The sequence below is a fragment of the Allorhizobium undicola ORS 992 = ATCC 700741 genome (assembly GCF_000621665.1).
GTDB lineage: Bacteria > Pseudomonadota > Alphaproteobacteria > Rhizobiales > Rhizobiaceae > Allorhizobium > Allorhizobium undicola.
Genome location: NZ_JHXQ01000034.1, coordinates 1 through 12107, shown reverse-complemented (window position 1 = coordinate 12107; position 12107 = coordinate 1). Strand labels below are relative to the sequence as shown.

The following is a 12107-nucleotide window of genomic DNA, read 5'->3' as shown; positions in this document are numbered from 1 at the left end:
GCACAGAACAGCCACAGCGAAAGCAACATTTTGCTTCGTCAGCATATAAATTTCCCCAACCTAAATTAGAATAGAAAATTCCCCAATGTCATCGGCATCCCACCCGATGATTGGCTGACCGTATTCTGCTTTACGCCGTTGTAAAGAGGGTCATGAAAATTTATTACTGCAAAATAAGCGAAATAGTTTTACGATAAAACAATTAAAATCGCATAAGGTAAATATAACTGTGGAGGAGCAGGAATTTTGTTAAAACCGACTCCTCGTTTATCCAGCCGCAAGATACCGTCGCACTGCATATGGTGGGATTGTGCGGTGTTTATCAAAAGCCTTATTTTCAGCATGACAGCTGTGTTTTTATTTGGCTGCGCGTCTGAAAACAGCAATGATCGCTGGGACTCATTGATGGAGGGCGTCGGTTCCGACGGACGCCAACACTCTACGATGACATCAAGATCCGTTCCGATTCCCTCCTCTAACAGCCAGCAATCCGTTTCTGGGTTTGCGGTGCCGGGGACCGGCGAGTTTACGGCAACCTCAAAGCCTGGTGTTGTAGAAGAGGTTGCAGCAGGTGGCGGCCAAAGTTACATAGTCAATCTCGTAAATGCGCCTGTTACTCAAGCCGCGAAACGCGTCTTGGGCGACATTATGGGCTACCCCTATATTATTGATCCGAGCGTTTCCGGGAACGTAACGGTTCAGACCAGCGAGCCAGTTGATAAAAAAAGCCTTTTGAACATCTTTGAGGTTGCATTGTCGATGAACAATGCTGCTCTGGTCCAAAAAAATGGACAATACGCCATAGTTCCATCGAGCAGCGCACTGTCCAACACATCCGTTATGTCTGGCTCTTCGGCGATGAAAGGGCCTGGGACAAAGATGGAGGTTATACAGCTGAAATACATCTCAGCCGATGACATGAAGGACATCATCGAAAAGACAGGGCGGCCGAACGCTGTCTTAAGAACGGATCCGGAGAAAAATTATATTATTGTCGCTGGGGATGGCAGCGAGCTTTCCGCTCTTCGCGAGACAATCGGCGTTTTTGACGTTGATTGGATGAAGGGAATGTCAACAGCCATCTACCCTTTGAAAACATCAAAGCCCCAGGATGTTGCGAAAGAACTCACCTCTGTTTTTGGAGCGGGGGATGGGCCGAATGGAAAGGTGATAAAATTCATTCCGAACTCGAGATTGAATGCGATCTTGGTCATTACCTCGAGACCAGCTTACCTTAATAAAATTCAGGCGTGGGTCGCCAAATTGGATGCGGTAGCCCAAAACAATGATGAGCAACTGTTTGTCTATCAAATCCAAAATCGTTCGGCCTCGGAGCTAGCAGAAGTTTTGCAGAATGTCATAAGCCAGAAAAGCCAAGGATCGGCATCAACTGGCAATGTGGCGCCTAATCTTGTATCCACGACTGACAATGCAGCGGCACTGACGCCATCAAATGGCGACATGGTTGCGGAGGTCGCTGGCATGGTTAAGGAAAGCGTACCCAAAATCGTAGCCGATAATCAGAACAACTCTTTGCTGATTTCCACCACGCCGCGACAATATAAGCGGATAGAGCAAATTCTCCGTCAGGTCGATGTCATGCCTGTCCAGGTTTTCCTTGAGGCTATCATTGCTGAGGTCACTCTGAATGATCAACTCCAGTTTGGGATACGGTGGTATCTAGATCATGGTCCAAATGGCGTCGGTTTTTCCGACCTTGCATCCGGCGCCGTTACTGCAGCCTATCCCGGGTTTGCATGGACGCACATTTCAGGGGACGTGCAGACAGCATTGAATGCACTCTCGACGGTGACGAAGGTTAAGGTGATATCCTCTCCCAGCCTTATGGTAGTGAATAATCAGGCTGCAACATTGCAGGTTGGCGATCAGGTGCCGACCATTACGCAGTCAAGCGCAAGTACGACATCTGCGAACACGGCTATCGTGAATTCAGTCGAGCTAAAGGATACAGGTATCATTCTCGCTGTCACGCCGCGCATCAACACATCGGGACGCGTTACGCTCGATATCAAACAGGAAGCAAGCAATGTTACGCAGACGACAACCTCAGGCATCGACAGCCCAACGATTCAACAGCGTAAGATTTCCACCCGCGTTGTCGTAAGTGACGGCGAAAGCATTGCTCTCGGCGGTCTCATCCAAGAGCGGAAAAGCATCGCCGATAAAAAGGTACCGGTCTTCGGTGACATTCCTGTTTTAGGATCGGCGTTCAAGTCCAAAACCGACACGATTTCTCGCACCGAACTTGTCATATTTATAAGACCGAGGATCGTGCAGGATGTTCAGCAGGCCAGAGACATCACCGCTGAATTCCGTGGTCAATTCGAACGGGGGCAATTGCAGACCAATGGTCAGCGTATGCGTCAGGATATCAAACGGATCGCCCAATGACGGCTTTTCATTGGGCGAGTGTGGTGTTGGTGGGGCAGCTGTTCGTCATCAGTGCGTTCGACATCAAGACGCTGCGCATTCCCCAGGTCTTCAGCCTTTCCCTCGGGGTGACCGGGGCAATAATTTCTTTTCGGCTGGAAGCCAGGACATACATTGACGTTGGCTTGTCGACGCTGGTTTTTGGTGGACTGCTTTTGATAATCCGACTGGTTCACAGCGCACTCACTGCGCGTATCGGGCTGGGGATGGGGGATGTAAAACTTGCTGCAGCAATCGGTTGTTGGATTAAAGTGGATGCACTAGCAATATTTTTAGCGTTCGCTAGTTGCTCCGCTTTGCTGGTGGTTTTCGTCGCTAAAGTCCAACAGCCAGCTTTGAATTTGCGAACGTTCCGGCTCCCCTTCGGTCCATTCCTCTGTGCTTCCGCAGCCGGTGTTTGGTTTACGCAATAGACGGTTATCGACTAGCCTTTTTATCAGGTGGCACTCATGCAAGCGACATCAGCCGACATAAAGAACAATCATTTCAAACAGGACGAACGCGACTCGGATGCAGGGTTTTCGCTTGTCGAGTTGCTTGTCGTTGTCGCTATTATGGGGCTGTTGATTGGTCTCGTTGCGCCTCGTGTGCTCCGGTATCTCGACACGGCAAAGGTCGAGAGTGCAAAGACCCAGATACACAACATACAATCTGCCTTAGAGTTGTATTATCTCGACACCGGCACGTATCCATCACAAAGCGAGGGCCTTTCGGTGCTTTCTGCAGCGCCCGCCAGTGCAAAGGTCTGGAATGGTCCTTATTTGAAAGGTGCCGATAGCCTTAAGGATCCTTGGGGGCATGCCTATGTCTATAAGCCAGCAGAAGCGGGCCAAACACCTCTCGTGATTTCTTTTGGACGAGACGGAAAGGAAGGGGGCGATGGTGAAGATCACGATCTTCCCTAACTGGATCACTTCCGGCACTGGGCTTTGGTTTGATTTATGCGATGGACTTGCATATGTCACAGCAGCTTTACAAAGGGCAGACACGTCTTTGCGACGCGAAGAGGATCCAGCTGTTTTCGTGTCCCGCAACACCATCACCAAGACGTGCTCGAGCTCTGAAGTACCCGGCCTGCGGCGCGGTTGGCAACGATACATCCCTATTGCAGCTCAAATGATTGATGTCGTTCTGGATGAAGATCTCGTCGTCAGGCGCGATCTTCTTGAGCACAGGCTGCCATCGTCGATTTTGCTGCCGATGGCCGAATTGGACATTTGTAACGACACCCCCTTTAAGCCCGAAACGGTCGTCCCTCTCTTGGAACGATTCTCATGTGCAAATGCCGGAAAAGGCTACTTCCTCGTAAAAAAGCAGGTTTTTGAGAGACTCGATAATTTTCTTTCTGATCACAGTCTTAAAGTTCGCCGAATATTCGTCAGGCACAATTCTCAGGTTCACCGAATAAAGGGGACAGGCGCTCTCCCGATCCAACTGTCTGTCGTCGGTAATGTGATGCAGATGTCAAGGCGATTTTTTATGTCGGCCATGATCTGTCTTACGATCGCGGCCGCAGTGTTTATAGCTAGCAGTCGTGTTAATGCCCGACTTTACGATCTGCAATTTGAAATTAACGAGATTGAACCAAAAGCGAGAGCGGCACGCAAGATAATCGATACGAGCCAAGAAAGGAGAAACCTCGGTGTCGCCCTTCGGGCACGAACCGTTACCAATGGCGATGTTCTCAAAACGGTCGAAGCTCTCACACGCACATTGCCGGATGACACATTTCTGACCGAATTGAAAATTGCCGACGCCAAGGTTGAGATTTCTGGGCTTTCGCAATCTGCGGCTTCTCTTCCAGGACTACTACAAAAATCCGGCTCGTTTTTCGATGTGACCTTTTCCTCAGGTATCGCTCGCGCAGTTGGAGTTGATGCGGATCGCTTTTCGATGAGCATGAGGCGTTAAAGCATGCGGCAACGGTTCATGGCGCTGGTTCTCAGTCTCGACATAAGGCAGCGGCGTTTAATCCTTTTGGGATGTGGCCTCGTCCTTACTATGTGCGCGCTATTCGTTGTTTTTGATGCGGTTGAGAATGGAATTTCAGGTCTGTCAAAAATTGAAGATGCTCGTCGCCGTCTCGGTCTCTACGAAGCTATTATCGCATCCGCCGAGCAATTGAAACTTTCACCAACCCCGCTGGCAGATCAAATCAGCGGGTTTGTGTTCCGCGGGGAAACCGATGAAATCATTCGTGCGGAGATCAATGGCGTTGTGAAGGCAGTCGCTGCACGCCATAATTTGCAGATAAACACGATCAACGACATTCCATCCAAGGCGTTGCCAAACGTCAAGTTGGTAGGACTTAGGGTCAATGCTTACGGTTCGTTCGAACCTATACAATCCGTCTTGCTTGAACTCGAGCAAACAACCCCTCCCTTGTTCATCGGCGCTTTGACGCTGGGCTCCGGTTTTACACCAGGCGCTACGGGAGGTGATTTGAATATCAATATCACGCTGGATCTGTTCGGCGCGGCAAATGCCGGCCCAGCCGGAGACAGATAAAATGCACCAGCGTCAGATTTTCGCGATAGGTGCTTTCGCTTTCGCAGCCCTAGCGCTCCTCGGCGCGATCACGTTTCCAATCGATATGTCCCCCGTTCAACCATTGTCAAAACAGGACGTGGCTGCAATGACAACTGCCGGCGGCCAGATCGATCATGAACTCAATCTACTCGAAATAACCGCCCGCCCTTTAATGTCTCCAACACGACGACCATTCGTAAAACCACCTCCGCCGCCGATGGTGAGTATGGCGCCGCTTGTCAATACAGATGCCAATAATGCAATCGCGTCTCCACCCCAGCACACGGTTCCCGACATTAATTTGGAACAAACCCTGAAGGTTCTCGGCATTTCCGGTGATGCCCGGGTCTGGACGGCTTTATTGTCGTCGACCAATGGAGAGCTCCGATGGTTGCAAATCGGAGACGAAGTTGCGGGAGCAAAAATTGTCCGTATCAGTAGAAACGCTGTCGAGCTTCAGCCGGTCAGCCAGCCCGCGTCGACCGTCACGCTCTACCTCTATCCCGACGACAACAAATGTGAAGGTTGTCCTTAAAGTGGCCTGGTCCGTCGTTCCATCGCAAGCCTGGGAAGTCGACGCAGAGAGCGACGATGAGGGCTTTGCCTTGGTCGCCGTTCTGCTGTTTGTCTTGTTGATCGCTTCAGTCCTGGCAATCCTTTCACAAACGAATAAGGACTCCGTTTCAACAGCGATATCGGCACAGGAACGTTTTGAGATGGGCCAACAGATCATCGGCATAGCGCGGATCGCTTATCTCTTTGAAGACAAGCAGAGGCCAGGACAGTTATGGTGGCACTGCAGATTGCCAATGTCCGATCTTTTCGTTTCCTTTCAACAGACCGCAAGTCTTGTTGATTTGAATGCCGGCCAATCGCAACAGTTCATCCGCGCCTTTACTGCTTTGGGTAAAAGTGAAGACCAAGCGAATGCAGCCTCACAACGGCTGGCTGGTATGATCAGTGCAACAGGAGCAAATACGCGACAACCGCTGCAACAAAGCACTCTTTCTAAAGAATTTCTGTCGGTGCTAGAACTCGAGGACATCCTCACGATGAGCGACTTTGAGAAGTCCTTGGTCCCGTTGATTTTTACCGTCGACAACAAAACCGGTGGCATAAGCCCCGCCTCTATCGAGGTCAGGCTTGCTCACGCGCTATCACAAAACAATACTCAGTTGCTCTCAGCCTTTAATGCGGAAAGCGGGACAGTCAACATCATCGAATTTTCTCCGGATCGCGACTTCGGAGTTCATCACACATTCGTCCTGGCCTTGCCTTCCGGCAAAGCTCGTATTCCCTCTGTGAAACAGAAATTTCAGCGTCTGATTTCGAGGGCCGACCGGGACCGGCTGACCCTGACTGTCGCTTCTTGCCCTGTCGAGCTTCAGGCGTTGCTGAAAGGAAATGCTTGAATGGCTACACAAACGGGATACGACAATTTCTTCGAATTTCTTGCCGCGGAAGGAGAACTTGGAAGCGAGTCAATCAGCCGCCTCAAAACGGCCTTAAGGACAAGCCGGCTGCCTCTCGATGTGATTATTACCGAGTTGGGTGTTGCAACAGATATCAGACTGGTAGAATTGCTGTCCGCCTATCTTCGCAAGCCAGCTATCTCACCAACCGGCTCAAACGAAGCCCTGCTTGCTGGCTACAACCTGGATTACGCTCGTTCTGCCGGTGTTTTGCCCTTCGAAGTCGTGGACGATCGTGTGGTGATAGCTATGGCCAATCCCCTGGATCACAGTGCGATATCTCTCAACGAGCTGTATTTCGAAAAGCCCGTCGATGTCCGAGCCGCGACGCGTAAATCTATCCAGGACGCTGTCGAAGTCTTGAAGCGCGAAGCCGAGGCACCCCCGGCAGCTTCCCCGCTAGAAAATCAGGCGATGGAGAGCGATGATGTTGCTCGCTTAAAAGATCTTGCGCTGGAAGCACCCATTGTAAATCTCGTGACACAGATGGCTCAGCTCGCCTATGAGACGGGCTCGACTGATATTCATATTGAGCCTCTGAGCGATCAGATTCGCGTTCGTAATCGAGTGGATGGGGTCCTTCAGGTTGTACAGACGCTGCCTAAGCCGATGCTCGCCGGCTTGACGACGCGAATAAAAATTCTTTCATCACTCAACATTGCCGAGAGGCGCATTCCACAAGACGGCCGCATGCGCTTATCAATTCGTGGACAAGAGGTGGACTTTCGTGTCTCTACTGTTCCCTCCGTCCACGGAGAAACAATTGTGCTCAGGCTGTTGCGTCATTCAGCCGGCGTCACGACACTAGAGGGGCTAGGTTATCAGGCGGCTGACATCGATAGACTTAGGAACGCCAGTCAGTCGCCGAATGGCTTGATCATCGTGACTGGTCCAACCGGGAGCGGCAAAACAACGACACTGTATGCGCTTATCGCCACTCTGAATCGGCCAGGCGTTAAGATCTTCACCATTGAGGATCCTGTCGAGTATCGGATGGACGGGATTACCCAGCTTCAGGTCAATCAAGACATTGGACTAGACTTTCCAAAGGCGCTGCGATCGGTGCTGCGACAAGATCCAGATATTATCCTTGTGGGCGAAATTCGAGACCGAGAGACGGCGCAAATCGCACTACAAGCTGCGTTGACGGGCCACCTGGTTCTAACGAGCCTTCATACCAATGACGCTGTCGGCGCGGTTACACGCTTACAGGATATTGGTGTCGATCCCTATCTCATCTCTGCAACGACTAAGCTAGTGATTGCGCAAAGACTCCTGCGGCGGTCTTGCGACCATCAGGCACTCGTTTCCGGCGAAAGGTGCGACAGGTGCGGGGGAACCGGATATTCTGGACGCACGGTCGCTTATGAGATCGTCGAGATCAATGCTGCGTTGAAATCAATGATCGATCAACGCGCAACAGAGCAGGCCCTGCGGGCCGCCGTACAAGCATCAGGCACGAAGTCTTTGAACGCATTCGCAAATGACCTTGTCGATCGAAATGTGACAACGCGAGACGAGGTGTTGCGTGTCATTCAGCAGGAGCCAGCCGATGTTTAGAATTGCGGGCCCGCTCAGGATGGATGACATCGGGTCGAGGTGGCTAATCATATCGCAGATCGGTTTGCTATGACGAACTCTCGGTTCCGATATGCATCGATTACGTCCGAAGGACGGGAAGAACGTGGTTATATCGATGCTATCGATCGTTCGGATGCTGCACGTCTGCTTTCAGCGAATGGATTAAAGCCTTACCTGCTCGAGCAGGCAGGCGAGACGGAAAAGGCAAATTCCAGCAAGAGGAGAGGATCGTCAGCACGGGCAATGGATATTGAGCGGCTCTTCGCTGCCGTACATCTGCTATTGGGCGCAGGGTTGACCGTAAACGCGGCCTTTAAACTGGCTGCGGAAACCGAACCGAAAAAGCGATATCAATCACTCTATGCCGAAATATACAATGCTGTAGCGAGCGGCCAAAACCTTTCGAAAGCTCTTTCGGAGAGGCTTGATGTCAATCCTACAGTCACTGCTCTGCTGATTGCCGGCGAGGCAAGCGGGCGAATGCATGAAACGGTTGGGGCTATATCGACCATGTATGCTGACCTACGCCGTCAGCGCTCGGAAATTCAAAGCGCGCTGGTGTATCCAGTCCTGCTTTTTACTGTTTTGGTCGCTGCTCTTTTGGTTATCACGTTCACCCTTGTGCCTGCTCTTCAGCCTTTGTTTGAAGGGGCAGGCACAAAACCACCCGTATTACTGTCGTTATTGGCCACTTTCCACAACGTGCTAACAGACAACCCGATCCTCAGCCTCCTCACGCTATTGTCCGGGGCGATAGGATTTGGCTGTTTGCTGATGACCGCTGGCGGTCGATCCTGGATCAGTGCTGCTGGACTCAAATGTCCGGGGCTGGGGCCGATCCTACTCAGCATTGCAAGATCGAGATATATGCAGACGCTGTCGCTGCTGCTGGAAAACAAGGTCAATATGGAGTTGTCTCTGAATTTAGCGGCGCAGGTGGTTGCCTATCCCGCTCTCCGGGCGGCGCTTATGCAAATCAGAGATGAAGTTTTAACCGGACAGCCGCTTTCCAGAGCAATTGTGAAGTCGGGCGCACTCGATCGCATCAGCGTTTCATTCGTACAGGCAGGTGAGGAGGCGAACCGGCTGCCAAAAGCGCTCGCCGATGCCGCTGGCGCTATAGACGCGGTGACAAAGCAGAAAATCGACCGCTTCATGACGCTGCTTAGTCCCGCAATTACTATCATTATGGGGCTCTCCATAGGGGCTCTCGTCGTTTCCATAATGGACTCGCTGCTCAGCATCAACGATCTGGCACTTCAATGAGCTCTTCAAGCGACAGCCGTTCAGCGCGCACGGAAAATGAAGGGTTTTCTCTGCTGGAAATGCTTGTCGTCATGCTGATTATCTCGTTGGCTATCGGCCTGCTTTCGTTCCAGAGGAGCCGCAAAAATCAGCCTGTGTCTGATACAGCTCGGACGATCGTTTTGATGCTGAATGAAGCACGGATAGACGCTGTGAGGCGCAAAGCGGAAATTGATGTTGAAGTGGACCTCCAGACCAGAACGGTCTGGAAAACGGGCCAACCGTCCCGGCACTTGCAAATTCCAGATAGCATGGCAGTAGAGGTGCGGACCGCGAAGGAGTTTGAAAAGGGAGACGGCCGACACATAATTTCTTTTTTGCCAGATGGGACCTCATCTGGCGGGCGAATTCGACTTCATAGCGGCACCAATACCGCATCCATTGACACACTCTGGTTGACTGGATTGAGCTCCTATGACGAAACACATTGACGACACTATCGCAGATGAAGGGTTTTCCCTGCTTGAGGTTCTTGTCGCATTTCTCATTGTGTCACTCGCACTCGTAGGAATGAGCAAGACGCTCCAGATGGTCACCCGAAGTCAATCCCTCGTCGCTGATCGTAATAAAGCAGTGTCGGTTGCCCAGCGCATTTTGGATGATCCGAACGTACTCGAGCAGACCGGTGATAATGTGATGCCGAAGACGGGTAGCGATGAGCCTTACTGGCAGCTACATCGCACTGTGCTGTTAGAAAACAAGGAGCGAGCGGTGCGGATCTTGCAGCTCGATCTCGATGTGTTTTCAGGAAGGACGCATCAGGTCATTGGCCACTATAGGACTTTCCTACCTGAGGCAATGAAGTGAATGGACCTAACAGAACGAATGGCGAGTGCAAACGATCCTGATTCAGGATTCAGTTTGATTGAGGTTCTTGTTGCTCTGGTTCTGATAGCAATGATGACCTCGATCTTGACCTCAGCCATCGGTCAGCTTCGGAAGATGGGCGAGATCAACCAAAAACTCATATTGCAGCAGGAGACGGACACAGTTGCGGATCAGATCGCAATGGACCTGCAAACCACGTTTCGCAAACCCCTGCTAGGTGCCCCGAGTACTAGCAAGCAAGACGTTTTTCGCGGCACAAGCGATGCAATCGAGTTCGTCGCAGCCGTACGGATCGGGTTCAAAAGCCTCGGAGTTCGGCAGGTTCGATATGACATCGTTGACAATGGCGGGCGATTTGCTCTGCAGCGGACATTGAAACCCTACCATTTCGAAGAACGAGGTGTGGTTCGCGATCTCGTCTCAACTCATATGGATAGGATGCAGTTTCAGTATCTTGGCGAGAATGAAACTGTTTGGCGGACGACGTGGGACAATGTAAATCAGTTACCTTTAGGCGTGCGGTTTAATTTGATCCTAGGAGAAGATAAGATCAAAGCCGCAGCGACGCGGCAAGTTTGGTTGCCTCACATCCCACTTTTACAATAACGTTTTCAGACGTTACTAAGAGAATATTGCAGACTGTCCTGCAATCGTCTTATCGTCAATGAATACCCATGAGCCGTTCGTCCTGCCGCCTCGTGGTGTGATCAGAAAGTCCGCTTAGAACGGGAAGCCGCTGATGACATGCGCTCCGAGAACCTGGAATTGAGGCTCAAACGATGATTAAAACTTTTCTGCGTGCTGTTTTGACATTGCTTTTGGTGATGCCGGGGTATTCGATCGCCGAAGATACGCCACCCCATGTTGTGCCATTGCCAGATACACATATCTCTTTTCTTGAGACAAAACTCCGCATTGATAACGCCATAGCACCGCAGGACATTGATGCTGCACGCGAGGTGAAAAAGATTGCTCAAATCGTGCGCAGCATGGCCGGTGAGGGTGCGACATCGGCGCAGAAGCTGACCTCGTTGAAAAAGTATTTGTATGAGAGCGGTCAGTGGAACGACTTCCGTCCCTATGAATATGATCAAAGTGACCCACTTGGACGTACACTTCGCAACCAGCTTCTTTCCACCTATCTCAGCACCCACCGGGGCAATTGCGTGACTATGCCCTTGCTGATGTTGTTCGTAGGCCAAGAGATAGGCTTGAAGATGACACTCGCTGAAGCGCCGTCCCACATACTGATCAAGTATACGGATGACGACGGAAGGACATGGAATCTGGAGGCAACGAGTGGTGGCGGGTTTACCCGCGACGTGTGGTACCGGCAGAAATTGTCGATGTCGGATGCAGCGGTTGCCAATGGTGTATATCTGCGCGCACTTAACCACGACGAAGCAGTTGCCCTGATTTCATCAACGCTGCTCGAGTACAAGATGGAACAGAAGGCTTATGAGGAGGCGATCACGATTGCTGATGACCTACTGCGGCTCCACCCCAGATTTGTGTTCGCGCTCGTCATGAAGGGCAGCGCTTATGCAGCTCTCCTGCACCGGGAAACGGCTGGTCGGTATACGCAGATGGATCAGATTTCAAAGCCGGATCGGATCAAATTTGATACTTGGTATCGCCAAAACGAGGAGGCTTTCGCGAAGGCGGAAGCCTTTGGCTGGACGCCTGACGACGGGAAATGATAGCTCCGTTCCGCTTGTCAGCTGTAAAGTGTGTCGGTTTTTACCGATGATACAGCAGAACTATTCTAGCGGATCCAAATAATAATTTCCGCCCCCTTTACATATTTGGAATTCTGAATACGGTCAGCCAATCATCGGGTGGGATACCGATGACATTGGGGAATTTTCTATTCTAATTTAGGTTGGGGAAATTTATATGCTGACGAAGCAAAATGTTGCTTTCGCTGTGGCTGTTCTGTGC

Annotated in this window: 13 protein-coding genes; all 13 read left to right on the top strand. The window is 51.1% G+C overall.

Annotated elements, in window-relative coordinates; all coding sequences use genetic code 11:
- The first annotated feature begins 315 nt into the window (after positions 1-315).
- The 13 genes from gspD (at position 316) to T424_RS0118315 (ending at position 11866) form a co-directional block, all read left to right on the top strand.
- The gene (gene gspD, locus T424_RS0118375) at positions 316-2412 is read left to right on the top strand and encodes a type II secretion system secretin GspD (protein WP_245269632.1); all 2097 of its coding nucleotides are present in this window, start codon (positions 316-318) and stop codon (positions 2410-2412) included.
- Positions 2409-2864, top strand: coding sequence for a prepilin peptidase (locus T424_RS21500; protein WP_051559245.1), 456 nt, complete (start codon positions 2409-2411; stop codon positions 2862-2864). Before gspD ends, T424_RS21500 begins: the two co-directional genes overlap by 4 nt.
- 36 nt (positions 2865-2900) lie before the next feature.
- Positions 2901-3356, top strand: a complete 456-nt coding sequence (gspG, locus tag T424_RS0118365; RefSeq protein WP_051559239.1) for a type II secretion system major pseudopilin GspG — start codon at positions 2901-2903, stop codon at positions 3354-3356.
- A complete protein-coding gene (locus T424_RS0118360) occupies positions 3331-4362 on the top strand; it encodes a PilN domain-containing protein (RefSeq protein ID WP_027489017.1) in 1032 nt (343 codons plus the stop codon). The genes gspG and T424_RS0118360 overlap by 26 nt, the downstream gene beginning before the upstream one ends.
- Positions 4363-4380: 18 nt before the next feature.
- Entirely contained in the window at positions 4381-4959 is a 579-nt protein-coding gene (gspM, locus tag T424_RS0118355) for a type II secretion system protein GspM (RefSeq protein ID WP_161712623.1), read from the top strand.
- Positions 4934-5515, top strand: coding sequence for a hypothetical protein (locus tag T424_RS0118350; RefSeq protein ID WP_027489015.1), 582 nt, complete (start codon positions 4934-4936; stop codon positions 5513-5515). The genes gspM and T424_RS0118350 overlap by 26 nt, the downstream gene beginning before the upstream one ends.
- A gap of 1 nt (position 5516) precedes the next feature.
- Positions 5517-6392 carry a hypothetical protein gene (locus tag T424_RS0118345; protein WP_027489014.1) on the top strand — a complete coding sequence of 292 codons (876 nt, stop codon included), beginning with the start codon at positions 5517-5519 and terminating at the stop codon, positions 6390-6392.
- The gene (locus T424_RS21495; protein WP_051559235.1) at positions 6393-8012 is read left to right on the top strand and encodes a GspE/PulE family protein; all 1620 of its coding nucleotides are present in this window, start codon (positions 6393-6395) and stop codon (positions 8010-8012) included.
- Positions 8013-8051: 39 nt separating this feature from the next.
- The gene (locus T424_RS0118335) at positions 8052-9299 is read left to right on the top strand and encodes a type II secretion system F family protein (protein ID WP_154664986.1); all 1248 of its coding nucleotides are present in this window, start codon (positions 8052-8054) and stop codon (positions 9297-9299) included.
- Positions 9296-9769 carry a GspH/FimT family pseudopilin gene (locus tag T424_RS0118330; RefSeq protein WP_084268583.1) on the top strand — a complete coding sequence of 158 codons (474 nt, stop codon included), beginning with the start codon at positions 9296-9298 and terminating at the stop codon, positions 9767-9769. Before T424_RS0118335 ends, T424_RS0118330 begins: the two co-directional genes overlap by 4 nt.
- Positions 9753-10145 (top strand): type IV pilus modification PilV family protein, encoded by a 393-nt coding sequence (locus T424_RS0118325; RefSeq protein WP_027489011.1) that lies wholly within the window; start codon positions 9753-9755, stop codon positions 10143-10145. Before T424_RS0118330 ends, T424_RS0118325 begins: the two co-directional genes overlap by 17 nt.
- Positions 10146-10163: 18 nt before the next feature.
- Positions 10164-10772 (top strand): PulJ/GspJ family protein, encoded by a 609-nt coding sequence (locus T424_RS0118320; protein ID WP_161712619.1) that lies wholly within the window; start codon positions 10164-10166, stop codon positions 10770-10772.
- Between the two features lie 173 nt (positions 10773-10945).
- The gene (locus tag T424_RS0118315; protein WP_037068327.1) at positions 10946-11866 is read left to right on the top strand and encodes a transglutaminase family protein; all 921 of its coding nucleotides are present in this window, start codon (positions 10946-10948) and stop codon (positions 11864-11866) included.
- The last annotated feature ends 241 nt before the right edge of the window (positions 11867-12107 follow it).